Here is a 22,816-nt window from a genome sequence, read left to right as displayed (position 1 = left end):
CGCCGGTACCGCTCAGTCGCGCAGGCCGGTGTAGCCGCCCCGGTGGTACAGCAGCGGGCCGCCGGTGCCCGAGGGGTCGCCGGTCAGCACCTCGGCCAGCACGATGCGGTGGTCCCCCGCGGGCACCCGGCCGACCACGCGGCACACGAGCCAGGCGAGGACCCCGTCCAGCAGGGGGACGCCGTGCGGGCCCTCCCGCCAGGCGGTGGGCGCCCCGAAGCGGTCGGCGCCGCTGCGGGCGAAGGTGGCGGCCACCTCTTCCTGGTGTTCGCCCAGGACGTGCACCCCGACGTACTGGGCCGCGGAGACCGCGGGCCAGCTGGAGGAGCCCGTGCCGATGCCGAAGGAGAGCAGCGGCGGCCGGGCGGACACGGACGTGAGGGAGGTGGCCGTGAAGCCGGCCGGACCGGCGGCACCGGACGCGGTGATCACGGCGACTCCCGCCGCGTGCCGCCGGAAGACGGACCGCAGCAGGTCGTCGGTGGCGAGCCGCGGCGCGGCGACGTCGGGTGTGGCCGTCATACGGGGTGTCCTTCTGCGTTGTGCCTCGGTCCGGGCGACGGGGAACGGGGCCTTCGGGCAGGCTGACGACAGGTGGCGCACACAGTCAAATACGTCCCGGCACGCGGAGGCTGTGGAGAACGCCTCACCCCCGGCGTGGCGCTGATCACACCGCCTCTCCCAGGGCGGCGATCACGTCCGCCTTGCGCGGCTGCCCGACGGCACGCCGCACGACGCGGCCGCCGCCGTCGAGGACCAGCACGGTCGGGGTCTTGTGCACGCCGAGGGCGCGGACGAGTTCCAGGCGGGCCTCGGCGTCGATCTCGACGTGGGCGACGCCGGGGACCATGCGGGCCACCTCGCCGAGGATCCGCCGGGTGGCACGGCAGGGGGCGCAGAAGGCGCTGGAGAACTGCACGAGCGTGGCGCGGCCGCCGAGTTCCGCCCCGAGGTCGGCCGCGTCGAGGTGCGGGCCCGGAGTCCCGAGCCCGCCGTCGTCACCCTGCCCGCGCACCAGCGCGCCCCCGATCCGCCGCGTCCGCGGCACTCATGGGCACGCCTGGGCAGCGCGCCACCGGTCCGGTCGTCCCCAGGTGCAGCACTCGCGGCGGCCCGGAGATTCCCGGTCCACCATCGTCTTCCGGCCACCCCGATGGGCGGGCGAGTGATGAGGATCTCGCCGCGTACGGGCACCAAGGCTGGTACATGGGCCGTTCTTGGGGCACGATCTGCGACAAGCCGTAAACCTACGGCTCCGTAACTTTCGACTGGGAGCCCCCTTCCCAGGCTGACAAGGAAGGGTCCGACCCGCCCATGGCAGAACTCGCCTACCGCCCGGCCATCGGTCTCGCCCGCACCCTGTTCAAGGTGTGGGACCTCAAGATCGACTGCCAGGGTTCGGAGAACATCCCGCGCGCGGGCGGCGCCGTGCTGGTGAGCAATCACATCAGCTACCTGGACTTCATCTTCGACGGCCTGGCGGCACTGCCCCAGAAGCGGCTGGTGCGCTTCATGGCGAAGGAGTCGGTCTTCCGGCACCGGGTCTCCGGCCCGCTGATGCGCAACATGAAGCACATCCCGGTGGACCGCAAGCAGGGCGAGGCGGCGTACGCCCATGCCCTGGACTCGCTGCGGTCCGGCGAGATCATCGGGGTCTTCCCGGAGGCGACGATCTCCGAGTCGTTCACGCTGAAGAGCTTCAAGTCGGGCGCCGCGCGCCTGGCGCAGGAAGCGGGCGTCCCGCTGATCCCGATGGCGCTGTGGGGCACCCAGCGCCTGTGGACCAAGGGACACCCGCGCAACTTCAAGCGCAGCCACACCCCGATCACGATCCGGGTCGGCGAGGCGATGGAGGCCCCCCGCGAGCAGTACGCGGGCGCGATCACCCGCCGCCTGCGCGAGCGCGTGCAGGAGCTGCTGGAGGCCGCTCAGCGCGCCTACCCGGTACGCCCCAAGGGCGCGGACGACACCTGGTGGATGCCGGCCCACCTCGGCGGCACCGCGCCGACGCAGGAGCAGTTGCGCGCGGCCCAGGCGCACTGAGCCGGGCGCGTCAGAGCGCCGTGGGGAGGGTCGCCCACAGATGGGGCCGGTCGGTGGCCGCCTTCAGGGCGTCCACCACGGCCGGGTGCGGCGCGGCGTACAGCTCCGGGTAGTCCGCCTCCCCGGCCTCGTGGTCCGGCGTGAAGGCCAGCCGCTCCCCCTCCAGGGAGAATCGCGCGTTCACGCCGGGCTTGTTCCCGCGCGGGTCCTGCCGGTGCCAGGCGCCGTTGAAGCGCACCGCGACCAGTCCGTGCACCACGTCGAACCGCTGGTAGCAGAGGGCGGTCGGGATGTCCTCGGCCCGCAGCAGGGCGGCCAGCGCGTGGGCCTTGGCGTAGCAGATGCCGGTGCGCCGCTCCAGGACGTCGGAGGCCCGCCAGGTGACGCGCGGGTCTCCGGAGTCCTGCGAGTGCGGGATGGTGTCCCGCACGAACTCGAAGGCCAGTCGCGCATAGGCATACGAGTCGGCCGCCTCTTTGGCCAGTCCGCCGGCCACCTCCCTTACGCGGGGGTGGGCATGGTCGATGACCTCGTCGGCAGCCAGATATGCGGACAGGTCGGGGGTCTTCTGGATCAGCTCCATGCCCGCAGAGCATAGAAACGCGATCACCCGTCAGTCAATGACTTTTCAGGCGACCGCATATCTATGCATGAACGGAGCCTCGCGGCTCAGTGCGCCATCTCCTCCTTGAGCGCCGCCACGAAGGTGTCGACGTCGTCCTCCGTGGTGTCGAAGGAACACATCCAGCGCACGTCGCCGGCGGCCTCGTCCCAGAAGTAGAACCGGAACCGCTTCCGCATACGCGCGCACACCTCGTGCGGCAGGCGGGCGAAGACCGCGTTGGCCTGCACCGGGTAGAGGATCTCCACGCCGTGGACGGCCCGCACGCCTTCGGCGAGGCGCTGCGCCATCTCGTTGCCGTGCCGGGCGTTGCGCAGCCACAGGTCCTTGGCGAGCAGCGCCTCCAGCTGCACCGACACGAAGCGCATCTTGGAGGCGAGCTGCATGGAGAGCTTGCGCAGGTGCTTCATGTGGCTGACGGCGTCCTGGTTGAGGACCACGACCGCCTCGCCGAACAGGGCGCCGTTCTTGGTGCCGCCGAGCGAGAGCAGGTCGACGCCGACGGCGTTGGTGAACGTCCGCATGGGCACGTCCAGGGAGGCGGCGGCGTTGGCTATCCGGGAGCCGTCCAGGTGCACCTTCATGCCGTGCGCATGGGCGTGTTCGCAGATGGCCCGGATCTCGTCGGGCGTGTAGAGCGTGCCCAGCTCGGTGCTCTGGGTGATCGAGACGACCTGCGGCATCGCGCGGTGCTCGTCGTCCCAGCCGTACGCCTGCCGGTCGATGAGGTCGGGGGTGAGCTTGCCGTCGGGCGTGGGCACGGTGAGCAGTTTCAGCCCGCCCATGCGCTCGGGGGCGCCGCCCTCGTCGACGTTGATGTGCGCGCTCTCGGCGCAGATCACCGCGCCCCAGCGGTCGGTGACCGCCTGGAGCGCGACGACGTTGGCGCCGGTGCCGTTGAAGACCGGGAAGGCCTCGGCGCCGGAGCCGAAGTGGCCGCGGATCACCCGCTGGAGGTTCTCGGTGTACTCGTCCTCGCCGTACGCGACCTGGTGCCCGCCGTTGGCCAGCGCCAGCGCGGCGAGTACCTCCGGGTGGGCCCCGGCGTAGTTGTCACTGGCGAAACCGCGGGCCTCGGGATCGTGATGGCGACGCGCGTCGGTCTTCGGGGGGTTCACGGCTTCTCGGTCAGCCACAGACGGTTTCCGTTCACTTCCTCGGCGGGCTTGTCCCAGACTCCGGCGACGGCCTCGGCGAGATCACGCACGTCCGTGAAGCCCGCGAACTTCGCGTTGGGCCGTTCGGCGCGCATCGCGTCGTGCACCAACGCCTTCACCACCAGGATCGCAGCCGCCGACGTCGGCCCCTGCTCGCCCCCCGCCTTGCGGAAGTAGTCCGCCATCGCCAGGGTCCAGGCCTCGGCCGCGGCCTTGGCGGCGGAGTACGCCGCGTTGCCCGCGGTCGGGTTGCTCGCGCCCGCGGCGCTGATCAGCACGTACCGGCCGCGGTCGCTGCGCTGGAGCGCCTCGTGGAAGGCGAGGGAGGTGTGCTGCACCGTGCGGATCAGCAGCAGTTCCAGCAGGTCCCAGTCGTCGAGGTTGGTCTTGGTGAAGCTCTGGCTGCCGCGCCAGCCGCCGACCAGGTGGACGAGGCCGTCGACCCGCCCGAACTCCTGCTCGATGCGGTCGGCCCAGGCCTGGGCGGCGTCCCGGTCGAGCAGGTCCACGGTCTCGCCGGTGACGCTGGCGCCGCCGTGCGCGTAGCGGGCCGCGTCCACCGCCTCCGCCAGCCGCTCCGGGTCGTTGTCCGAGCCGACGACCGTCGCACCCGCCTCGGCGAGCCGCAGCAGCGCGGCCCGTCCGGCGGGTCCGCCCGCTCCGGCCACCGCGATCACCGCGCCGTCGAGCGCCCCGTTCCCCATGGTCCTCGCCTCCCGAGCCTGTGCCTGCCGCTGTTGTGCCTGACCGCCGGTGCCGTCGCTCACGCGGCGGCCCGCTCGGCGCCGTCCGCGGTGATGCCCCGGGTCGAGGCGATCACCTTCTTGAGTTTCTTGGACAGCGCCTCGTAGAACATGCTCAGCGGAAACTCGTCCGGAAGCACGTCGTCGACCAGCTTGCGCGGGGGCAGGGTGAGGTCCAGGGCGTCGGGGCCCTTCGCCCACTTCGAGCCCGGGTGCGGGGCCAGGTAGGTGGAGACCAGCTCGTAGCCGGCGAACCAGTGGACGATCTTCGGGCGGTCGATGCCGTCCCGGTAGAGCGTCTCGATCTCGGCGCACAGCTCGTTGGTGACCTCGGGTGCGCGCTGCCAGTCGATGAAGAGCTTGTTGTCGGTCCAGCGGACGACGTCGTGCTTGTGCAGGTAGGCGAAGAGGAGCTGGCCGCCGAGCCCGTCGTAGTTGCGCACGCGCTCACCGGTGACCGGGAAGCGGAACATGCGGTCGAAGAGGACCGCGACCTGCACGTCGCGGGCCTGCGGGACGCCGTCGGCCTCCAGACGTACGGCCTCCCTGAAGGCGGTGAGGTCGCAGCGCAGCTCCTCCAGGCCGTACATCCAGAACGGCTGGCGCTGCTTGATCATGAACGGGTCGAAGGGCAGGTCGCCGTGGCTGTGGGTGCGGTCGTGGACCATGTCCCACAGGACGAAGGCCTCCTCGCAGCGCTTCTGGTCGTCCACCAGCGCGGCGACGTCCTCGGGCAGCTCCAGGCCCAGGATCCCCACGGCGGCCTCGGTGACGCGGCGGAAGCGGGCGGCCTCGCGGTCGCAGAAGATGCCGCCCCAGGAGAAGCGCTCGGGGGCCTCGCGCACGGCGATGGTCTCCGGGAAGAGGACGGCCGAGTTGGTGTCGTAGCCGGCCGTGAAGTCCTCGAAGGTGATGCCGCAGAACAACGGGTTGTCGTAGCGGGTGCGCTCCAGCTCGGCCAGCCAGTCGGGCCAGACCATGCGCAGCACGACCGCTTCGAAGTTGCGGTCCGGGTTGCCGTTCTGCGTGTACATCGGGAAGACGACCAGGTGCTGGAGGCCGTCCGCGCGGTTCGCGGCGGGCTGGAAGGCCAGCAGCGAGTCGAGGAAGTCGGGCACCTCGAAGCCGCCGTCGGCCCAGCGGCCGAGGTCGGCCACCAGGGCCTCGTGGTACGCGTGGTCGTGCGGGAGGAGCGGGGACAGCTCCCGGACCGCCGCGACGACCCGGCGCACGGCGGCCTCGGCGTCGGTCCGCCCGGGCGCGCCCTCGGCGTCGAAGTCGATCGACCCGTCCTTGGACTGCCATGGCCGGATCCGCTCCACGGCATCCTTGAGCACGGGCCACGCCGGGTGCTCAACCACCCTGCTCACCGGAGGAATGTTCCCCTCCGCACCCACCTGCACAAGAATTTCCGTCATGTCCCATCCTCTACGAGAGAAGCTTGCGTCAGGACACCGTATGCATACGAGGTTTCTCCCAGCAAGGGGAGCTTCCGTAAATTATCCTGCCCCACCCCGGCCTTCACCGCATTTTTTCCTGCGGGACGCCGTGACTCGTATACCAGGCGCGGCAGAGGGGAAACGGTCCCGCAGGGCCGTTAGGCTGCCGCCCTGCCATCGCCGACGTCGACGGAAGCGAGTCGAGCCTTGAACTTCCTCACCATCGGTCACCGCGGAGCGATGGGTGTCGAACCCGAGAACACCCTGCGTTCCTTCGTCGCCGCCGAGCAGGCCGGCCTCGACGTCGTCGAACTCGACCTGCACCTGAGCAAGGACGGCGCGCTCGTCGTCATGCACGACGCGGAGGTGGACCGCACCACCGACGGCACCGGTGCGATCGCCGACAAGACCCTCGAGGAGCTGCGGGCGCTGGACGCGGGCCGCGGGGAGCGCGTCCCCGTCTTCGAAGAGGTACTGGACGCCGTCTCCGTGCCGTTGCAGGCCGAGATCAAGGACGCGGCGGCCGCCCGGACGCTCTCCGAGGTGATGCTCCGCCGGGACCTGGTGGACCGGGTGGAGGTGATCTCGTTCCACGACGAGGCCATCGTCGAGATCGCGCGGCTGGTGCCGGGGGTGCGCACCGCGCTGGTCGCGCAGTACTACGGCAAGGAAGTCGTGGACCGGGCCGTGGAGGCGGGCGCCGGGACCCTGTGTCTGGACATCAACCGGATCACCCTGGAGATCGTGGAACGGGCCCGCAAGGCCGGTCTGCGCGTCTTCTCCTGGACCGTCAACACCCAGGACCAGCTGCGGCTGGTGCGCGCCCTGGGCCTCGACGGCGCGACGACCGACTACCCCGAGATCAAGCGCACCGGCCGCTTCACCGCCTGAGGACCGCGCAGGGCTCAGACCAGCGGCTTGACCAGCAGCTCGAACTGCAGGTCGTCCCGCTGCGGAATCCCGAAGCGCTCGTCGCCGTACGGGAAGGGAGTCATCTCTCCCGTACGGCGGTAGCCGCGGCGCTCGTACCAGGCGATGAGGTCCTCGCGGACGGAGATCACGGTCATGTGCATCTCCGTGACGCCCCACGTCCCGCGGGCCCGCCGCTCCGCCTCCGCGATGATCGTCCTGCCGAGGCCCTCGCCCTGGAGCGCGGGACTGACGGCGAACATCCCGAAGTACGCGTGCTCCCCGCGGTGCTCCAGCTGGCAGCAGGCCACGATCCGGCCGTCCCGCTCGACCGTCAGCAGCCGGCTGTCCGGCGACTTCACGACGTCCAGCACGCCCTGCGGGTCCGTGCGCTGCCCCTGGAGGATGTCCGCCTCGGTGGTCCACCCGACCCGGCTGGATTCGCCCCGGTAGGCCGACTCTATGAGCGCCACGATCCCGTCCACGTCGGCGTCGGTGGCATCGCGGTAGATCAGTCGGCCGGCGGTGGTGTCCATGTGGGGCGTCTCCGGTTCTCTCTCGGGCGCGGCGGGGGCATCGACGAGGGTAACGCCGCCAGTAAGGTCGGGACGCATGGTGCATGTACTCAGCAGCCGGATCCTGCTCCGTCCCACCGACCCCGAACGTTCCCGCGCCTTCTACGGCGACCAGCTCGGCCTCGCCGTCCACCGCGAGTTCGGCACCGGTCCGGAACGGGGCACCGTCTACTTCCTCGGCGGCGGCTTCCTGGAGGTGTCCGGGCGCTCCGAGGCCCCGCTCTCCCCGGCGCTCAAGGTGTGGCTCCAGGTCGAGGACGCGGCGGCGGCCCACGACGAACTGCGCGCCAAGGGCGTCGAGATCGTGCGGCCCCCGGTCGAGGAGCCCTGGGGGCTGGTGGAGATGTGGATCGCGGATCCGGACGGCACCCGGATCGTGCTGGTGGAGGTGCCCGCGGAGCATCCGCTGCGTTACCGGCCCGGGATCTGAGGCGTCCGGGCCGCTGGGGCGAAGTGCGCCGGATGGCCCCGGCACCGGGGCGGCCTTAGCGTGCTGGAAGGGGGGCGGCCCGGCGGAAGGAGGCCCCGCGATGAAGCTCCATGAACCGGTGACCGGCGGACCCTGCTGGGCGGAGCTGGGGACCGACGACCTCGCGGTGGCCGAGCGGTTCTACAGCGGGCTGTTCGGCTGGCGCCCCGAGACGGACCCGAGGCAGCGGGCTGGGGGCCACACGATCGCCCGGCTCGGCGGCGATGCGGTCGCCGGGCTGACCCCCTTGTCGCGGGCGGGGCAGCCGGTCGCGTGGGACGTGGTGTTCGCCGTGCGCGACGCGGACACCGCCGTCCGGCAGGTGACCGCGGCCGGCGGCACGGTGCCGGAGGGTCCCACGGACGTCCCCGGCCAGGGCCGCTTCGTGGTGGTCGTGGACCCCACCGGGGCGCTGTTCCAGCTGTGGCAGCCCGGCTCGTTCGCCGGTGCCGGACTGTTCAACGCGCACGGATCGCTGGGCTGGGTCGAACTGCTCACCCGCGAGCCCGACCTGGCCGCCGACTTCTACACCACGGTGTTCGGCTGGAGCCTGACCGCCTCGGAGTACTACCCGCAGTGGGGCATCGGCGGGGCGGATTTCGGCGGCATGGTGACGATGGACGACAAGTTCCCGCACGAGGTGCCGGCGCACTGGCTGCCCTACTTCGCGGTGACGGACGTGGACATGGCGGCGGCCGGCACGACCGACGGCGGCGGCACCGTGCTGATGGAGCCCGTCTCGCCGCCCGACGGACCGCGGATCGCGGTGCTGCGCGATCCCCGGGGCGCGATGTTCGGCGTGTACCGGGCGGGGGACGAGCGCTGAGCCCGCCGGGGCGGCGTGTGGCGGCCGCCGGGGCGCGGCGTGTGGCGGCCGCCGAGCCTTCGGGGGGCGGCCTCAGGCCCGCAGCGCGTCCAGGCGGCCCTCCAGCTGGCCCAGCAGTCCGCCGAGAAGTGCCGCCAGCTCCCCCTGCCGGGGTTCGTCGACGCCCGACAGCACGGCGGCCTCGTAGGCGAGCTGTTCGGGCAGGATGCCGTCGACGAGGTCGCGTCCGGTGTCCGTGAGGCGGACGTGCGCGACGCGGCGGTCGCGTGTGTCGCCGCGCCGCTCCACCAGGCCGCGCTCGGTGAGCTGCTTGAGGCGCTTGGTGACGGCGGCGCCGGAGGAGAAGGTCTCGCGGGCGAGGTCGCCCGGGGTCAGCTCGTGGCCGGTGCGGCGCAGCGCGCCGAGCAGGTCGAACTCGGCCCGGCTCAGGCCCGCCCGGCGCAGTGGCGCGTCCTCGGCCTGTTGAAGGAGGGCGGCACAGCGGTTGATCCGGCCGATGATCTCCATGGGCCCGGTGTCGAGGTCCGGGTGGACGGCCCGCCACTGCCGCACGACCGCGGCCACGGTGTCGCCGCCCGGTCCCCCTCTCCCGTCGCCCCCGGTCGCCGAGCCCCCGTCGGTTGCGGTCATGGCCGTACGTCCTCCGCTCTCGTACCCGTGTCCCGGTCCCGACGCGCTGCCCGGCGCCGCACCGCTGCGGCGAGCGTACGGTGTCCGGACTGCTCGGCGAGCACGACCCTCTCCTGCGGCAGCGCGCGTCCCCACCATTCGCCGGCCGCCCCGTCCACGGTGGCCCGCAGGTCGGTCAGCGCGGCGGCCAGGGACCGGCGGGCGGCCTCCAGGGCGCCGGGCGCCGGATCGGGCTCCGCCAGGACGCGGGCGGTGTGCTCCCGGGCCCGGTCGGCGGCCCGCAGCGCCCGTTCGACGCGGTTCCCGGCGCCTCGGTCGGTGACGGCGACGGCGGCCAGGAAGCCGACCAGGGCGCCGACGAGGGTGTCCACCACCCGCTCGGTGATCAGGGAACCCGGTTCCTGATACCCGGCGAACTCGGTGATGAGCAGCGCCATCGGGGTCACGCAGACGCTGCCGAGCCAGTAGTTGCGGGTGATGAGGGCCTCGGCGCCGAAGTTGAGGGCGAGGCAGAGCAGGACGAGCGGCGCCTGGCCGAGGTGGGCGAGCGGGGCTATGGCGGCGAAGAGCAGCACCCCGGCGAGGTTGCCGACCACGCGCTGCACGGCCCGGCTCCAGGTGAGGGTCAGGTTGGCCTGGTAGAGCGCGGCGGCGGTGACCAGCGCCCAGTAGGGGCGGCCGACGCCGAGGGCCAAGGAGGCGTAGCCGGCCAGCGCACAGCCCAGGGCGGTGCGTACGGCGACCGGGGCGAGCGGGCCGAGCCGCTGCCACAGGGGGGCGGGGCGTGCGGCGAGTTCGGCGTCGACGCCGAGGAGTTCGTCGGTGACGGCCGGGCCGTCGTCGGTGCGGGGGACGCGGCCGGTGCCGCGCAGGGCACGGGCCCAGGCGCGCAGCGGCTCGGGGTCGGTGTCGGCGGGGGCGGCCAGCGCGACCTCGGCGCGGACGACGAGGCGTTCGAGGGCGTGCCGGGTGGTGGCGCGGGCGCCGGTGGCCGGGAGGGACAGCAGCGTCTGCCAGGCGTTCTGCACCGCGGCGTACCCGGCGGCACGGGCGACGGCTTGGGCGCCGCCCGTGCCATGGGGGCCGGCGTCCGCGGTCTCGGCGTGCACGGTCTCGGCGTACGCGGCGGCGGCGTTCAGGGCCTGGGCGGTGGCCCGGCGCTCCGGGCCGTGCGGTCGGACCAGGACGGGTGCCATGCAGACCAGCCAGGCCCAGGTGCCGGCGGCGGCGCCCAGGGCCAGGTGGGCGGGGATCTGGCCGAGGGTGTGCGGGACGAAGAGGGCGGCGGAGCTGATGAAGGTCAGGACCACGTTGCCCGGCGGGCCGATGCGGGTGGCGTCGCACAGCGCCTTCTGCACGGCGGCCAGCAGGGCCCCGACGGTGACCAGGACGACGGCGTTCCGGGTGAGCGAGGCGGTGACCAGGGCGACGGCTACGCCGCCGAGCATGCCGAGCACCACCCACGCGAGCGCCCGGGCCCGGGCGGCGTAGGGGCGGTTGTGGGCGTAGAGCGCGCACAGGGACCCGGCCATCGTGTACATCGCCAGGTCGAGCCGGCCGAGTGCCAGCAGGAGGAGGTTGGGCGGGGCGACCGCGGCGACCGAACTCAGGGCGGGCTTGAACCAGATCTCGGAGGGCCGGCGCAGGCGCAGCACGCCGGCCAGGGACATACGTCGGCCCGGTGAGGTGCCGGGGCGGGAGGGGGGCGCACTGCTCATGGGAATTACTTTAGCAGGTGTTTTACTCGTGAATCATAATCTCCGCGCTCCCCCGGATACCCCCTGCGTACTCCCATGCGCTCGCGTGCGCACCGCGTGGCGGGGGCAGGCCTTGACCGACCGTGGACCGCCGAACGGGGAGGTGCGTGTGCACGGACCGGTGTCGCCCGGATGGCTGCTGGTCGCGCTGTGCGCGGTGGCCGGCGCGTACTGCCTGCTGCGGATGCGCAGCCACGAGGGGGAACAGCGCCGCGCCGCGGGCGGCGAGGCGCTGATGGGGTTCGGCATGGCCGCCATGGCCGTGCCCGCGGCGGCGTTCACCCCGCCCGCGTGGGCCTGGGCCGGACACGTGGTGGTGTTCGGCGCCGCCGGGCTGCGCGCCCTGTATGCGGCTGCGCGGTACGGGGGCCACCATCTGCACCACTTCGTCGGAGCCGCGGCCATGGTCTACATGGCGGTGGTGATGGCCGGTTCGCCCGCCCACGCGCATGGGCACGGCGTGTCGGGCCCGCCCGCGGCGACGGGTGCGCTGCTGCTCTACTTCACCGGATACGTCCTGCTGTCCGGCGTACGCCTGCTGCCGGTCGTCGCCGTCGCCGGGGGCGGCGCTCCGACGGCCGGATGGGGGGACCGGCCGGAGATCGCCCGGGCCTGCCGCCTCTCCATGGGCATCGCGATGCTGGCCATGCTGGCGGCCATGTGACCGGGCGGCGCGCGGGACCGTGCGGCACGCCACCGTGACCCGGCGGCGCGCCGGGGCCGTGCGACACGGCACCGTGACCGTGTCGTCGGCCGGCCGTGCCCGGTGTTCGCCGCGCGCAACCGTTGCCTGCGTCACTTTGCGCCTGGGCCCGTACTGCGGGCGGCGCCGCGCTCATAGGCTGCCCCCATGATTCTCCCCGCGGCACTGCTGCTGCTCGGCGCCCTGACGGCCGTGCTCGCCCCGAGGCTGCTCGCCCGGGCCGACTGGCCGGACCGCGAACCGGTGGTCGCCCTGTGGGTGTGGCAGTGCGTGGTGGCGGCCGTGCTGGTGTGCTGCGCGCTGTCTATGACGTTCAGCGCGGCGGCCGCCTGGCACGCGGTGGGCGGGCCCGTGTTCGCGACGGCGCCGGGCCCGGTGGTCGAGGCCTACGCGCTCGGCACGTCCGGCCTCTGGGCGGACACGACCGCCCTCACCCTGGCCTGCGCCGGGTTGTGGAGCGCCACGATGCTCGTCAGGGAGGTCGTACGGGCCCGGTCCCGGCGTCGGGTGCGCCGCGCGGAACTCCTGCACCGCGCCCCGCTGTTGCCCGGCGAGGTGCCAGGACCGGACAGGCTCGTCGTCCTGGAGGGCGAGCGGCCGGACGCCTGGTGGCTGCCCGGCACTCCCCCGCAACTGGTCGTCACCACGGCCGCGCTGAGCCGACTCAAGGGCCGTCAACTGGACGCGGTCCTCGCCCACGAGAAGGGGCACGCGCAGGCGCGGCACGACTGGCTGCTGCACTGCTCGGCCGCGCTGGCGGACGGGTTCCCCCAGGTTCCGGTCTTCGCCGCGTTCCGCGACGAGATGCACCGCCTGGTCGAACTCGCCGCGGACGACGTGGCGTCCCGCCGCTTCGGCCGCCTGACGACCGCGCTGGCGCTGGTCGAACTCAACGAGGACCGCGGTGTGTTCGGTCCGTGCCCGACCCCGCAGGCCCAGGTCCCGCAGCGGGTGCACCGGTTGCTCACCCCGCCCGACCGCCTCTCGGCCGCCCGGCGGCTGCGGCTGACGGCGGCGGCCGCCCTGGTGCCGGCGGTACCGGTACTCGTGGCGTTCGCGCCGGGGCTGCGGGCGCTGGGCTAGCCGGCGCGCGGGCGCTCCGACCCCGGGAATTCGCCTCGGGGCCATCCGGTCGGCGAGGATCGCAGCATGCAGACGCCGCCCGTCGACTCCCCGCCCACTCCACCCCGCCCCCGCACGGCTCTCGGCCTGACCTGGACGCTGGCCGCGTGCTCGGCGCTGCTGCTCACGCTGGTGGCGGTCGAGTGGGGGCCGTTGATCCGCCTCGACGACGACATCGCCGCCACGACGCACCGCTGGGCCGTCGACGAACCCCACGTCACGCAGGTCATGCGGGTCCTCACCGACTGGGTGTGGGACACGTGGACGATGCGGCTCCTGTGCGCGGCGGTCGTGCTGTGGCTGTGGTTCCGGCGCGGGGACCGGTGGACGGCCGTCTGGCTGGGGGCCACCTGCCTGCTGGGCAGCCTCCTCCAACAGGTCCTGAAAGCCGCGGTGGACCGCCCCCGCCCGGTCTGGCCCGACCCCGTCGACTCCGCCCACTACGCGGCCTTCCCGTCCGGCCACGCCATGACGGCGACCTTCGTGTGCGGCCTCCTGGTGTGGCTCGTCCACTACTACGGTGCCTCCCCCGCCCTGCGCCGCGCCGTCTGGGCCGTGGCGGCGGTCTCCGTGGCGGGCGTCGGTGTGACCCGGGTGTGGCTGGGCGTGCACTGGGCCACGGACGTGGCGGGCGGCTGGCTCCTCGGCGTCCTGGTGACGGTGCTCGCGGTCCTGGTGCACCGGCGCCGGCATCCCTGACCCCGGCAGCGGCCGCCGTCCGCCTCGTAGGATCCGCCCATGACCGCCGTGCTGTTCGACTTCTCCGGGACCCTGTTCCGCATCGAATCGTCCGAGGACTGGCTGCGTGCCGTGCTCGACGGTGCCGGGGTGCCCCTGTCCGGTCCGGAGCTGGCCGAGACCGCACGGGCGCTGGAGGCCGCGGGGGCGCTGCCCGGTGGCGCCCCGCCGGTGCGCGTACCGGAGGAGCTGGCCGGCGTGTGGGAGATCCGCGACCAGAGCTCCGAGCTGCACCGGGCCGCCTACACCGGGCTGTCCCGGCGGGTGCCGCTGCCGGACCCGGGGCTGCACGACGCGCTGTACGAGCGGCACATGACGCCGGGCGCCTGGCGCCCGTACCCCGACGCCGCCGAGGTGCTGGAGACGCTGCGCGGGCAGGGCGTCGCCGTGGGCGTGGTCAGCAACATCGGCTGGAACCTGCGGCCCGTCTTCCGCGCACACGGCCTCGACCGGTACGTGGACGCGTACGTCCTGTCCTACGAGCACGGCATCCTCAAGCCCGACCCCCGGCTGTTCGCGCTGGCCTGCGAGGCGCTCGGAACCGAGCCGGGACGGACCCTGATGGTGGGCGACGACCGGCGGGCGGACGGCGGCGCCGCGGCCCTCGGCTGCGGGGTTCACTTCGTGGATCATCTGCCGGTGACCGAACGCCCGGCCGGGCTGCGGCCGGTGCTCGGCCTGGTGCGCCGGACGGGGCCGGGCGCGTAACCCGAGGCCATCAGCGGGGCGGGTGCGTCCACCCCGGGCCACCGCGGAAGGCACGCCTCGCGTCGACGTGGAGAGGGCCGCAAGGAAGGTCGTCCGGCACCCGGAGCTTGCGGGGTGAGGCCGCCCCCGGTGGTGATTCCGCCGGAGCACCGGGGGCGGCGAGGGTCCCGAGGATGAGCCCTCTCACCCACCTTCCCGTCGCACCCTGCCGACGGATGCACCCCGGGCAGCAGCAGACCCCGCCTGCGTGACCAGACGGGGCCTTCAGCCACAACAAACCCGACTTGCTCGTCGGATCGATGGGACGAGTCTACGAGGGGCCACTGACAGAGGCGGGGCGTCGCGCCTTGAGCAGCTCGTCCCGTCCCCGCCAGGCCGGCAGACGATTCCGCCGCAGGCAAAGCGGTAGGCGGCTCTCCGTCGCTACGCCACGCTGACCGTTCATGGCGGCCGAATCAGCAAGGCCGCTCGAGTCCACGTGTCCTGGCCGGGTGGCTGCTCATCGACGGCAGAAGTTGGACAACCAGGTAGCACGCTGCGGGATGCGGCCCACGCCCCCTGGGTACGACTGCTGACCCAGACACAGCTTCGGCCGAGGGGGACGCGCAGACGTGAACGGGACCGCAGTCGCCATATCCGGGATCGCCCTGGTGATCAGCCTCTGCTCGCTGTACCGGTCGGTCCGCAACGACCGCCGAGACATCACCTTGCGGCTCCACGAATCACTGATCGACCCGAAGCTCCAGACCGGGCGAAAGGTGCTGCACGAGATGCAGGACGTGGAAAGCCTGACCCCAGAGCAGTACGAGCTGGCGAACCGAGCCCTGGCCAGTCTCGACATCGCCGGCTTCTACTGCGCCAAACGGTACGTGAGCGAGAGGGACTTCCTCGATCTCTGGGCCCCGGCGCTGGTCACGCTGGGGCGGTCCGCCGCCCCGTTCCTGGCCTACCGGGACGCCCAGCGGCCGAAGCCGGTGTGGCCCTACTACCGGCGTCTGACCGAGAAGGCTGAAGAGCAGCTGCGCAGGGGGGAGTAGGCACCGTCACCCAGGCGGACTTCTTCGGCTTCCGGGCCGTCTCCTTTGCCGGCTGCTTCTTCGCGGCCCGCTGCGCCGGCACCTCTTGCACGTCCGCGGGCCCCGCGTCCTCACCACGGGACTGCTCGGCCTTCGACCCGGACTCCGTCAGCGCGGCCACCAGGTCACCCCGCCGTCCCGACTCGGCGGCCGTCCCGACTCGGCGGCCGGCCCGGGTGCGACGGCCGGCTCGCGGTGCTCGCGCTCTGCCTCGGTCACGGGCCCCACCCCCTCGCCGGAGACGGCGCCGGACCAGATCGTTCGGGGCATGACCCTCTGTTACAGCCCCGAGCGGAACCAGCGCAGAGCAGATGCACCTATACGGCGTGAATAGGACGAAGCGGACGTGGAACTCCGACCCCAACCCACAGAGAGGACCCGCCGTGATCATCAAAAAGATGCACGACATCGGCATCAGAAGCGAACACGCCTACCTCGCCGGCATCGCCTCCATCGGCCTCAGCGTCGCCTCCTGGATCGGCAGCCTCAAGGCCGAAGCCGCCGGCATCGAACGCGCCGACCGATGGGGCATCTTCGTAGGCGAATGGGCGCCCACCTTCATCGGAATCGGCATCGCCCTCTCCCACTACGAACAACACGACGGCAGCCTCGCCCACATCCACGAGAGCTGAGCACCGACGTACCGCGGCAGCCGCCGAGACGCCAGGCGCTGCCGCAGGCACTGTCAGACCCGCCAGCCGTCGCCTACGACCTGACACTTCCTCTCAGCGGAGCAGTGCGGATCGAGACGCCCCGCCGCTTGCACCTGGCAGCGGCGGGGGCGCCGTCACGCCCGCTCGTCTCGTACGTGCCCCTCGGGCGGATCCTGGCAGACCGGCCCTTGGCAGGGGTGGGTGAGAGGCAGAACGGCATGGGGGCGTCTTCGGTCACGACTGGTCCCCGAACCGGGGCACCCGGCCGGGGTACGGCACGCACGAGGGCGGGCTCTCCGCCGCTGGTCATAGCCCGAGGCAACCAGCGGGGCGGATGCGTCCGCCCCGGACGATCCCCCGTGTCGCCCGGGACGGACATGACCGGACCGGACCTCTGAAGGGCCGGCCCGCCTGCGCCGAGTATAGTTGGCTGGCAGCCAGTCAACGCAGGAGTACAGCATGTCCCCGCGCAGCGCCTCGGTCAATGAAGAGTTGCGGCGGCGTTCCAAGGAGCGGCTTCTGCAGGCCGCCGTGGAGCTGGTGGGCGAGCACGGGTACGAGGCGACCACGCTGGGCGCCATCGCCGACCGCGCGGGCTCGGCACGCGGCCTGGTCTCGTACTACTTCCCCGGCAAACGCCAACTGGTGCAGTCCGCCGTGCACCGGCTGATGCACCGCACCCTGGAGGAGGCCCTGGAGCGCGAACCCCGCACCGCCGACGGGGCCGAGCGGATGGCGCGCGCCATCGACGCGATCCTGGGCCTCGCCAGGGACCGGCCGGTGCTCATGCGCCAGCACATGGCGGGCCTGCTCCAGGCCGAGGTGGGTTTCGTGCCGTGCCCCGAGCAGCGGAGGCTGGCGGAACTGCTGCGGGACACCGTCGCCCGGCACGGCTCGCGCGACGTCGACCGCGACTACCCGATGCTGCGCGCGCTGCTGATGGGAGCCGTTTTCGCGGCCCTGGTGCCCGGCGTACCGATGCCCGTGCCGGTGCTGCGCGCCGAGTTGTTCAAGCGATACCGGCTGGAGTGGGAGACGGGTGTCCCGCCGGACACCGAGGCGTCCGGCGGGACCGTGTGCGACGCGGACCTGTCGCGGTTCTTCGCGACCGGCGGGCCCGGCGAGCAGGCTCAGTCGAAGTAGTCCGGCTGCGTCTGCGTGTTCAGCTCATGCAGGTGAACACGCTTGGCCGGGTCGGTGCGCCGGTCGTCGAGCTTCAGGACGTCGAAGCCCTTGGCGATGTCGTTCGAGTAGATGTAGCCGTTGTAGTAGTACGCCGACCAGGAACCGCCCGTGGTGATGCCGTCCGTGGTCAGCGGTCCGCGCTCGAAGTAGGCGATCTCCTTGGGGCGCTTGGAGTCCGTGAAGTCCCAGACGGAGACGCCGCCCTGGTACCAGGCCTGCACCATGATGTCGCGGCCCTTGACCGGGATCAGCGAGCCGTTGTGGGCGACGCAGTTCTCGGTGTCCGCCTGGTGGCGGGGGATCTTGAAGTAGCTGCGGAAGACCAGCTTGCGGTGGTCGCCGCGGCCGACGATGTCGTAGATGCCGTCGGCGCCCCGGTCCGGGCCGATCTCCGCGTTGCAGGTGGCCGCACCGCCGCCGCCCAGCTCGTCCGTGAAGACGACCTTGTCGGCCTTCTGGTTGAAGGTCGCCGAGTGCCAGAACGCGAAGTTCACGTTGTCCTGGACACGGTCGATGACCTTCGGGCGCTCGGGGTCCTTGATGGAGAACAGGATGCCGTCACCCATGCAGGCGCCTGCCGCGAGGTCCTCGGAGGGCAGCACGGTGATGTCGTGGCAGCCGGTGGTCTTGGAGACGCCCGGGTTGGTGGGCCCGCCCGGGTTGCCGCCACCGTCGGGGCCCTCACCGGGGAACAGCACCGGGAAGTCCACGACCGCCGCCCGCTCGGGCGCCTTGCGCGGCACCTTGATGACGGAGATCCCGTCGTGCGGCGGCTGGCAGTCGGGGTACGAGGCGCTCGGCGAGTACGAGGAGACGTAGACGTAGACGTTCTTGCGCTCGGGCACCAGCGTGTGGGTGTGCGAGCCGCAGGCGGTCTCGACGGCGGCGACGTACTTCGGGTTCCGCTTGTCGCTGATGTCGAAGACCTTCATGCCCTCCCAGGAGGACTTCTCGGTCGCCGGCTGCGTGGTGCTGTTGCAACTGCTGTCGCTGCGCGAGGAGTCGGTCGACAGGAACAGCAGGTCGCCGGAGACGGAGATGTCGTTCTGCGAACCGGGACACAGCACCTGGGCGACGGTCTTCGGCTTCTTCGGGTTCTTGATGTCGAAGATGCGGAAGCCGTCGTAGTTGCCGGCGAAGGCGTACCGGCCCTGGAAGGCCAGGTCCGAATTGGTGCCCGGGAGTGCGTCCTTGGGGATGTTCGTCAGGTGCTCGATGTTGTCCGAGTGGACTATCTCGTCCTGACCGGGTATCTCGCCGCTCTCTATCGCCTCGCGCACCTCGGCGCGCGCGCTCTTCGACACCTCCTTCGACGTGGCCGGGCTGTCCCCGGGGTCTGGGGTCGCCACGGCCGGGCCGGCGGTGAGCAGCGCGGAGAGCAGTCCGGCGGCGACCGCCGCGACTCCCAGGCGTCTGCGCCGCGTTCGCGGGTCCTTCAACAGGGTCACTGTTTCCTCCCTAGGTCCGTTCCCGTCGGAACGGTTCACGCACCACGCAGTATCGTCTTCGCCATGCTCATACCAACAGGGGGCAACAAACACGCAATGAAGTTTTTTGATCAGTGACGCGCGGAAGCGTGCTAGGACGGTCATCGCACCCACGAGGTGCTCCGCATTCCGCCTGCCACAGGAGGTTGTTGTGCCCTTTCGCCCCGCGATGTCCGGCGCGTCGCTCGTCACGGCCTCGCTGACCGCACTGGCCGTGCTCGGCCTGAGCGCCTGCGACTCGGACCCGGACACCGGGTCGGCCGCCAGGACCGGGCCCTCGGTGATCGCTCCCGGCCGGCCGGGCGAGGGCAACCGGACCCTGTCCGCCGAGGACGCCGAGAAGCAGCGCGCCGACGACGACTCCCCCAACTCGGCTGATGTCTCCTACGCGCGGATGATGATCCAGCACCACACCCAGGCACTGAAGATGACCGAACTCGTGCCGAAGCAGGCCGAGTCGGGCCGGATCAAGAAGCTCGCCGAACGGATCTCCGCCGCTCAGGGGCCGGAGATCGAGGCGATGCGGGGCTGGCTGAAGAACCACGGCGAGAAGGAGCAGGACGAGAAGGGGACGGGCGGCGGGCACGAGCACGCCGGGATGCCCGGCATGGCGACCGAGGCCCAGCTGAAGAAGCTGCGCGCGGCGCGGGGGAAGGCCTTCGACCAGCTCTTCCTCACTCTGATGATCACCCATCACGAGGGCGCGATCACCATGGCCACCGACGTCAAGTCGCAGGGCAACAACGTGCAGGTCGAGGAGATGGCCGATGACGTGGCCGCCCAGCAGACGAGCGAGATCTCGCGGATGCGCGAGATGCTGTGACCCTCGGCCGACGGCGGTTCAGCGGCGGGCGCGACGCGGCGCCAGGAACCCCTCGTCACGCGCCTGGCCGATCAGCCTGAGGGACTTGCGCCTGCTGTGCCCGGTCACGCGCATCACCGCGAGGACGGGGTCGGCCCCCTCCTCGCGGGCCCCCTGGTACTCCCGCGCCACCAGCCGGCGCTCCTCCCTGCCGCGCGGCCACGCGGGGCGGCCCCGGCGCGACATGGCCGGCTGCGCGCGGGCGGGCGCCGGTACACAGGCCGCGAAGAGCGGGTTCTCCAGCCACTCCGCGAGCACGGCGAGGTCGTCGAGGGACAGGGGCGGCTCGGCCCGCACGCCCTCGACCCGCACCTCCCGGCCGGACAGGACGGCGAGCGCGTCCACCCGGGCGCCGTCGGCGAAATCCAGCCGGACATCGAACCAGGAGGCCGTGGCGCCGGCCTCCCGCACCACCCAGGCGTGCCGCACGGACATCTCACCGTCGTCCGGACAGCGATCGGAAAGCTGAAGAGAACGATCAAAGAAGGATGCTTCGAGCACATACGCAACGTAACCGAATGATCACATTCCATGCGCCTGGAACACGCGGTCAGCTGTCACCAAGGGCGGCGGCCTGGCGGGCGGCGGCGGACAGCAGGGCGTCGAGCAACCCCGGGAACAGCGCGTCCAGGTCCCCCCTGCGCAGGCCGTTCATCTTGGCCGTGCCCCGGTAGGTCTGCCGGACCACCCCGCTCTCGCGCAGCACCCGGAAGTGGTGCGTGGTGGTCGACTTGGTGACCGGCAGGTCGAAGTGCGAGCAGGAGAAGAGCGCGTCGCTGTCGGCGGCGAGATCCCGCACGATCCGCAGCCGCACCGGATCGGAGAGCGCGTGCAGCACGCCCTCCAGCCGGATCTCCCCGCGCGTGGGGTGCGGCAGCTCGCGGGCGCCTGCGGCGGTGGCGGCGGGGGTCACGGCGACTCCAGTTCGTCCGGGGGCTTCATTGTACGAGGATCGCCGTAGTTTGACACTCGCCGTACTACGAGAGGTATCGTACGAGCTGCCACGCCCCTCCACACCCCAGGGAGCAGCCCGCCATGAGCGCCCTCTTCCAGCCTCTGCAACTGCGCGACACCACGATCCCGAACCGGGTCTGGATGCCGCCGATGTGCCAGTACTCCGCCGCGCCCCAGGGCCCGTTGGCGGGCGTCCCCGGCGACTGGCACTTCGCGCACTACGGCGCTCGCGCGGCCGGCGGCACCGGCCTGATCGTCGTGGAGGCCACCGGCGTGTCGCCCGAGGGCCGCATATCCCCGCAGGATCTGGGGCTGTGGAACGACACGCAGGTCGAGGCGTTCCGCCGGATCACGGACTTCATGCGCTCCCAGGGCACCGTCCCCGCGGTCCAGCTGGCCCACGCGGGCCGCAAGGCGTCGACCGCGCAGCCCTGGAAGGGCGGTGCCCCGGTGGGGCCGGACGCGCACGGCTGGCAGCCGGTGGCGCCGAGCGCGCTCGCGTTCGACGCACGGCACCCGGTGCCGACCGAGCTGACGGTCCCGCAGATCCAGGAAGTGGTCGGCCGGTTCGCGGACGCCGCGCGCCGGGCCCTCGCCGCCGGCTTCGAGATCGTCGAGCTGCACGGCGCCCACGGCTACCTGATCCACGAGTTCCTGTCGCCGCACTCCAACCACCGCACCGACACCTACGGCGGCTCGTACGAGAACCGCACCAGGTTCGCCCTGGAGGTCGTCGACGCGGTGCGCGAGGTGTGGCCGGACGACAGGCCGCTGTTCTTCCGCGTCTCGGCGACCGACTGGCTCGACGAGGGCGGCTGGACGCGGGAGGACACCGTCCGGCTGGCCGGCGACCTCAAGGCGCACGGCGTCGACCTCCTGGACGTCTCCACCGGCGGCAACGTCCCGCGCGTGCGGATCCCGACCGGGCCCGGCTACCAGGTGCCCTTCGCCGCGCGCGTGAGGGCCTCAGCCGCGGTGCCGGTCGCCGCCGTCGGCCTGATCACCGAGGTGGCGCAGGCCGAGAAGATCCTGGCCAACGGCGAGGCCGACGCGGTACTGCTGGGCCGCGAGCTGCTGCGCAACCCGTCCTGGGCGCAGCACGCGGCGCGGGAGCTGGGCGAGGACGTCCGGATGCCGGACCAGTACGGCTGGGGCATGTGAGGTGGCGTTTCGCGCGAAGCGTTGACCAGAAAGCGCTTACCCTCTACGGTCCGTTCATCAGCATGACCGCTGCGCGCGCGGTGGGGCGCCCAATGCCCCGCTTGCACCTCACCGCGCGCGTAGCTCAATCATGTCGACGCACATCGTTCACGTACATGTTCGTTCCACCCCCACTCCCTATGGAAGGGATCAGAACATGACCGCAGCGACACGCCCCCACGCGCAACGGCGCGCGGCCGTCGGCGCATTGGCCGCACTCGGGCTCTCTGTTGGCATGCTCATGACCACCGGGGCCTCCGCGCACGCCGCGACCTGGCCCACCCCCAACGGCAGCCAAGGCGTCTCCTCCACCATCTCGGTGTCCGGCACCAAGGACTACGGGATGAAGCGCCTGTACGGCACCGGCGACCTGGGCTCCGGCGGCCAGGACGAGGACCAGGGCCCGATCCTGGAACTGGCACCCGGCGCGGTCCTCAAGAACGTGATCATCGGCGCCCCCGCCGCGGACGGCGTCCACTGCGAGGGCAGCTGCACGCTGCAGAACGTCTGGTGGGAGGACGTCGGCGAGGACGCGGCGACCTTCCGGGGCTCCTCGTCGTCGAACGTCTACACCGTCTCCGGCGGCGGCGCCAAGGAAGCCAGTGACAAGGTCTTCCAGTTCAACGGCGCCGGCACCCTCAACGTCTCCAACTTCGCCGTGAAGAACTTCGGCACCTTCATCCGGTCCTGCGGCAACTGCTCGTCGCAGTACAAGCGGACGATCAACCTCAACACCATCGAGGTGAACTGGAAGGGCGGCCGGATCGCCGGCATCAACACCAACTACGGCGACAGCGCGACCCTGCGCAACATCACCATCGTCGGGGACAGCAGCAAGAAGATCGTCCCGTGCCAGAAGTACATCGGCAACGACGACGGCGACGAGCCGGACTCCAACGGCTCGGGCGCCGACGGCACGTACTGCAAGTACGCGTCCTCCGACATCACCTACAAGTGA

Annotated in this window: 27 protein-coding genes; 14 read left to right on the top strand and 13 right to left on the bottom strand. The window is 72.0% G+C overall.

All coding sequences use genetic code 11. The features are described 5' to 3' along the window. Positions 1 to 12: 12 nt before the first annotated feature. Both DMH12_RS01060 and DMH12_RS01055 read right to left on the bottom strand, forming a co-directional pair. On the bottom strand, positions 13 to 522 hold the full coding sequence (locus tag DMH12_RS01060) for a flavin reductase family protein (protein WP_125489596.1): 510 nt from the start codon (positions 520 to 522) through the stop codon (positions 13 to 15). Between the two features lie 145 nt (positions 523 to 667). Continuing rightward, the gene (locus DMH12_RS01055) at positions 668 to 1,048 is read right to left on the bottom strand and encodes a thioredoxin family protein (protein ID WP_125489595.1); all 381 of its coding nucleotides are present in this window, start codon (positions 1,046 to 1,048) and stop codon (positions 668 to 670) included. A gap of 266 nt (positions 1,049 to 1,314) precedes the next feature. On the opposite strand from DMH12_RS01055, the gene DMH12_RS01050 reads away from it, so the two are divergent. Further along, positions 1,315 to 2,043 (top strand): 1-acyl-sn-glycerol-3-phosphate acyltransferase, encoded by a 729-nt coding sequence (locus DMH12_RS01050; RefSeq protein ID WP_125489594.1) that lies wholly within the window; start codon positions 1,315 to 1,317, stop codon positions 2,041 to 2,043. A gap of 10 nt (positions 2,044 to 2,053) precedes the next feature. Here DMH12_RS01050 and DMH12_RS01045 read toward each other — a convergent pair whose 3' ends face one another. The 4 genes from DMH12_RS01045 to DMH12_RS01030 form a co-directional block, all read right to left on the bottom strand. Beyond that, positions 2,054 to 2,626, bottom strand: coding sequence for a transglutaminase domain-containing protein (locus tag DMH12_RS01045; RefSeq protein WP_185832085.1), 573 nt, complete (start codon positions 2,624 to 2,626; stop codon positions 2,054 to 2,056). Between the two features lie 86 nt (positions 2,627 to 2,712). Beyond that, positions 2,713 to 3,783: a low specificity L-threonine aldolase gene (locus DMH12_RS01040; protein ID WP_125489592.1), complete on the bottom strand. Its 1,071-nt coding sequence runs from the start codon at positions 3,781 to 3,783 to the stop codon at positions 2,713 to 2,715. Further along, positions 3,780 to 4,526: an SDR family NAD(P)-dependent oxidoreductase gene (locus DMH12_RS01035; protein WP_125489591.1), complete on the bottom strand. Its 747-nt coding sequence runs from the start codon at positions 4,524 to 4,526 to the stop codon at positions 3,780 to 3,782. The genes DMH12_RS01040 and DMH12_RS01035 overlap by 4 nt, the downstream gene beginning before the upstream one ends. A 59-nt stretch (positions 4,527 to 4,585) precedes the next feature. Continuing rightward, positions 4,586 to 5,983, bottom strand: coding sequence for a DUF6421 family protein (locus DMH12_RS01030; RefSeq protein WP_125489590.1), 1,398 nt, complete (start codon positions 5,981 to 5,983; stop codon positions 4,586 to 4,588). Between the two features lie 228 nt (positions 5,984 to 6,211). On the opposite strand from DMH12_RS01030, the gene DMH12_RS01025 reads away from it, so the two are divergent. Then, positions 6,212 to 6,895 carry a glycerophosphodiester phosphodiesterase family protein gene (locus DMH12_RS01025; RefSeq protein ID WP_125489589.1) on the top strand — a complete coding sequence of 228 codons (684 nt, stop codon included), beginning with the start codon at positions 6,212 to 6,214 and terminating at the stop codon, positions 6,893 to 6,895. A 14-nt stretch (positions 6,896 to 6,909) separates the two neighbouring features. On the opposite strand, the gene DMH12_RS01020 is transcribed toward DMH12_RS01025, so the two are convergent. Then, positions 6,910 to 7,449 carry a GNAT family N-acetyltransferase gene (locus DMH12_RS01020; protein WP_125489588.1) on the bottom strand — a complete coding sequence of 180 codons (540 nt, stop codon included), beginning with the start codon at positions 7,447 to 7,449 and terminating at the stop codon, positions 6,910 to 6,912. Between the two features lie 76 nt (positions 7,450 to 7,525). Between DMH12_RS01020 and DMH12_RS01015 the strand changes: the two genes are divergently transcribed. After that, positions 7,526 to 7,918 (top strand): VOC family protein, encoded by a 393-nt coding sequence (locus DMH12_RS01015; protein ID WP_122620756.1) that lies wholly within the window; start codon positions 7,526 to 7,528, stop codon positions 7,916 to 7,918. Between the two features lie 100 nt (positions 7,919 to 8,018). Beyond that, positions 8,019 to 8,783: a VOC family protein gene (locus DMH12_RS01010; RefSeq protein ID WP_185832084.1), complete on the top strand. Its 765-nt coding sequence runs from the start codon at positions 8,019 to 8,021 to the stop codon at positions 8,781 to 8,783. A 72-nt stretch (positions 8,784 to 8,855) separates the two neighbouring features. Here the strand turns inward: DMH12_RS01010 and DMH12_RS01005 are convergent, their stop codons facing one another. Beyond that, on the bottom strand, positions 8,856 to 9,413 hold the full coding sequence (locus DMH12_RS01005; protein ID WP_125489587.1) for a MarR family winged helix-turn-helix transcriptional regulator: 558 nt from the start codon (positions 9,411 to 9,413) through the stop codon (positions 8,856 to 8,858). Continuing rightward, complete coding sequence (locus tag DMH12_RS01000) at positions 9,410 to 11,131, bottom strand: FUSC family protein (RefSeq protein WP_185832083.1); 1,722 nt, start codon at positions 11,129 to 11,131, stop codon at positions 9,410 to 9,412. Before DMH12_RS01000 ends, DMH12_RS01005 begins: the two co-directional genes overlap by 4 nt. Before the next feature lie 148 nt (positions 11,132 to 11,279). Here DMH12_RS01000 and DMH12_RS00995 point away from each other — a divergent pair, with 148 nt between their 5' ends. The 5 genes from DMH12_RS00995 to DMH12_RS00975 all read left to right on the top strand — a co-directional run bounded on the left by DMH12_RS00995 (position 11,280) and on the right by DMH12_RS00975 (position 15,478). After that, positions 11,280 to 11,834, top strand: coding sequence for a DUF5134 domain-containing protein (locus DMH12_RS00995; protein ID WP_125489585.1), 555 nt, complete (start codon positions 11,280 to 11,282; stop codon positions 11,832 to 11,834). 186 nt (positions 11,835 to 12,020) lie between these two features. Next, positions 12,021 to 12,956: a M56 family metallopeptidase gene (locus DMH12_RS00990; RefSeq protein ID WP_125489584.1), complete on the top strand. Its 936-nt coding sequence runs from the start codon at positions 12,021 to 12,023 to the stop codon at positions 12,954 to 12,956. Positions 12,957 to 13,022: 66 nt separating this feature from the next. Then, positions 13,023 to 13,694 (top strand): phosphatase PAP2 family protein, encoded by a 672-nt coding sequence (locus DMH12_RS00985; RefSeq protein ID WP_125489583.1) that lies wholly within the window; start codon positions 13,023 to 13,025, stop codon positions 13,692 to 13,694. A 39-nt stretch (positions 13,695 to 13,733) separates the two neighbouring features. After that, positions 13,734 to 14,441, top strand: a complete 708-nt coding sequence (locus DMH12_RS00980) for an HAD family hydrolase (protein WP_125489582.1) — start codon at positions 13,734 to 13,736, stop codon at positions 14,439 to 14,441. 611 nt (positions 14,442 to 15,052) lie between these two features. After that, positions 15,053 to 15,478 (top strand): hypothetical protein, encoded by a 426-nt coding sequence (locus DMH12_RS00975; RefSeq protein ID WP_125489581.1) that lies wholly within the window; start codon positions 15,053 to 15,055, stop codon positions 15,476 to 15,478. A gap of 147 nt (positions 15,479 to 15,625) precedes the next feature. Here the strand turns inward: DMH12_RS00975 and DMH12_RS38890 are convergent, their stop codons facing one another. After that, positions 15,626 to 15,787 carry a hypothetical protein gene (locus DMH12_RS38890; RefSeq protein ID WP_185832082.1) on the bottom strand — a complete coding sequence of 54 codons (162 nt, stop codon included), beginning with the start codon at positions 15,785 to 15,787 and terminating at the stop codon, positions 15,626 to 15,628. Between the two features lie 113 nt (positions 15,788 to 15,900). Here DMH12_RS38890 and DMH12_RS00970 point away from each other — a divergent pair, with 113 nt between their 5' ends. Both DMH12_RS00970 and DMH12_RS00965 read left to right on the top strand, forming a co-directional pair. Continuing rightward, positions 15,901 to 16,149, top strand: a complete 249-nt coding sequence (locus tag DMH12_RS00970) for a hypothetical protein (protein WP_241000106.1) — start codon at positions 15,901 to 15,903, stop codon at positions 16,147 to 16,149. Between the two features lie 480 nt (positions 16,150 to 16,629). Continuing rightward, complete coding sequence (locus tag DMH12_RS00965; protein ID WP_125489580.1) at positions 16,630 to 17,313, top strand: TetR/AcrR family transcriptional regulator; 684 nt, start codon at positions 16,630 to 16,632, stop codon at positions 17,311 to 17,313. Here the strand turns inward: DMH12_RS00965 and DMH12_RS00960 are convergent. Next, on the bottom strand, positions 17,301 to 18,803 hold the full coding sequence (locus DMH12_RS00960; RefSeq protein ID WP_125489579.1) for an LVIVD repeat-containing protein: 1,503 nt from the start codon (positions 18,801 to 18,803) through the stop codon (positions 17,301 to 17,303). The two genes, DMH12_RS00965 and DMH12_RS00960, sit on opposite strands and share 13 nt — an antisense overlap. A gap of 208 nt (positions 18,804 to 19,011) precedes the next feature. On the opposite strand from DMH12_RS00960, the gene DMH12_RS00955 reads away from it, so the two are divergent. Beyond that, positions 19,012 to 19,665 carry a DUF305 domain-containing protein gene (locus DMH12_RS00955; RefSeq protein WP_185832088.1) on the top strand — a complete coding sequence of 218 codons (654 nt, stop codon included), beginning with the start codon at positions 19,012 to 19,014 and terminating at the stop codon, positions 19,663 to 19,665. Positions 19,666 to 19,683: 18 nt separating this feature from the next. Here DMH12_RS00955 and DMH12_RS00950 read toward each other — a convergent pair whose 3' ends face one another. Together DMH12_RS00950 and DMH12_RS00945 are read right to left on the bottom strand one after the other, a co-directional pair. Beyond that, on the bottom strand, positions 19,684 to 20,139 hold the full coding sequence (locus DMH12_RS00950; protein ID WP_125489577.1) for a DUF6214 family protein: 456 nt from the start codon (positions 20,137 to 20,139) through the stop codon (positions 19,684 to 19,686). Positions 20,140 to 20,254: 115 nt separating this feature from the next. After that, positions 20,255 to 20,617 carry a helix-turn-helix transcriptional regulator gene (locus tag DMH12_RS00945; protein WP_125489576.1) on the bottom strand — a complete coding sequence of 121 codons (363 nt, stop codon included), beginning with the start codon at positions 20,615 to 20,617 and terminating at the stop codon, positions 20,255 to 20,257. 122 nt (positions 20,618 to 20,739) lie between these two features. Between DMH12_RS00945 and DMH12_RS00940 the strand changes: the two genes are divergently transcribed. Together DMH12_RS00940 and DMH12_RS00935 are read left to right on the top strand one after the other, a co-directional pair. Further along, on the top strand, positions 20,740 to 21,819 hold the full coding sequence (locus DMH12_RS00940) for an NADH:flavin oxidoreductase/NADH oxidase (protein WP_125489575.1): 1,080 nt from the start codon (positions 20,740 to 20,742) through the stop codon (positions 21,817 to 21,819). Positions 21,820 to 22,015: 196 nt separating this feature from the next. After that, positions 22,016 to 22,816 (top strand): pectate lyase, encoded by an 801-nt coding sequence (locus DMH12_RS00935; protein ID WP_125489574.1) that lies wholly within the window; start codon positions 22,016 to 22,018, stop codon positions 22,814 to 22,816.

The organism is Streptomyces sp. WAC 04229, from assembly GCF_003947455.1.
GTDB lineage: Bacteria > Actinomycetota > Actinomycetes > Streptomycetales > Streptomycetaceae > Streptomyces.
Note: the sequence above shows the minus strand (reverse complement) of the source record. Positions and strands in the feature narration are given on the sequence as shown.

Coding starts and splice junctions, on each gene's coding strand:
- DMH12_RS00980 (WP_125489582.1), top strand. CDS start 13,734: ATGACCGCCGTGCTGTTCGACTTCTCCGGGACCCTGTTCCGCATCGAA.
- DMH12_RS38890 (WP_185832082.1), bottom strand. CDS start 15,787: ATGCCCCGAACGATCTGGTCCGGCGCCGTCTCCGGCGAGGGGGTGGGG.
- DMH12_RS00950 (WP_125489577.1), bottom strand. CDS start 20,139: ATGTCCGTGCGGCACGCCTGGGTGGTGCGGGAGGCCGGCGCCACGGCC.
- DMH12_RS01050 (WP_125489594.1), top strand. CDS start 1,315: ATGGCAGAACTCGCCTACCGCCCGGCCATCGGTCTCGCCCGCACCCTG.
- DMH12_RS01010 (WP_185832084.1), top strand. CDS start 8,019: ATGAAGCTCCATGAACCGGTGACCGGCGGACCCTGCTGGGCGGAGCTG.
- DMH12_RS01035 (WP_125489591.1), bottom strand. CDS start 4,526: ATGGGGAACGGGGCGCTCGACGGCGCGGTGATCGCGGTGGCCGGAGCG.
- DMH12_RS01015 (WP_122620756.1), top strand. CDS start 7,526: ATGGTGCATGTACTCAGCAGCCGGATCCTGCTCCGTCCCACCGACCCC.
- DMH12_RS00985 (WP_125489583.1), top strand. CDS start 13,023: ATGCAGACGCCGCCCGTCGACTCCCCGCCCACTCCACCCCGCCCCCGC.
- DMH12_RS01045 (WP_185832085.1), bottom strand. CDS start 2,626: ATGGAGCTGATCCAGAAGACCCCCGACCTGTCCGCATATCTGGCTGCC.
- DMH12_RS00990 (WP_125489584.1), top strand. CDS start 12,021: ATGATTCTCCCCGCGGCACTGCTGCTGCTCGGCGCCCTGACGGCCGTG.
- DMH12_RS00965 (WP_125489580.1), top strand. CDS start 16,630: ATGTCCCCGCGCAGCGCCTCGGTCAATGAAGAGTTGCGGCGGCGTTCC.
- DMH12_RS01000 (WP_185832083.1), bottom strand. CDS start 11,131: ATGAGCAGTGCGCCCCCCTCCCGCCCCGGCACCTCACCGGGCCGACGT.
- DMH12_RS01030 (WP_125489590.1), bottom strand. CDS start 5,983: ATGACGGAAATTCTTGTGCAGGTGGGTGCGGAGGGGAACATTCCTCCG.
- DMH12_RS00940 (WP_125489575.1), top strand. CDS start 20,740: ATGAGCGCCCTCTTCCAGCCTCTGCAACTGCGCGACACCACGATCCCG.
- DMH12_RS01020 (WP_125489588.1), bottom strand. CDS start 7,449: ATGGACACCACCGCCGGCCGACTGATCTACCGCGATGCCACCGACGCC.
- DMH12_RS00935 (WP_125489574.1), top strand. CDS start 22,016: ATGACCGCAGCGACACGCCCCCACGCGCAACGGCGCGCGGCCGTCGGC.
- DMH12_RS00955 (WP_185832088.1), top strand. CDS start 19,012: ATGTCCGGCGCGTCGCTCGTCACGGCCTCGCTGACCGCACTGGCCGTG.
- DMH12_RS01060 (WP_125489596.1), bottom strand. CDS start 522: ATGACGGCCACACCCGACGTCGCCGCGCCGCGGCTCGCCACCGACGAC.
- DMH12_RS01005 (WP_125489587.1), bottom strand. CDS start 9,413: ATGACCGCAACCGACGGGGGCTCGGCGACCGGGGGCGACGGGAGAGGG.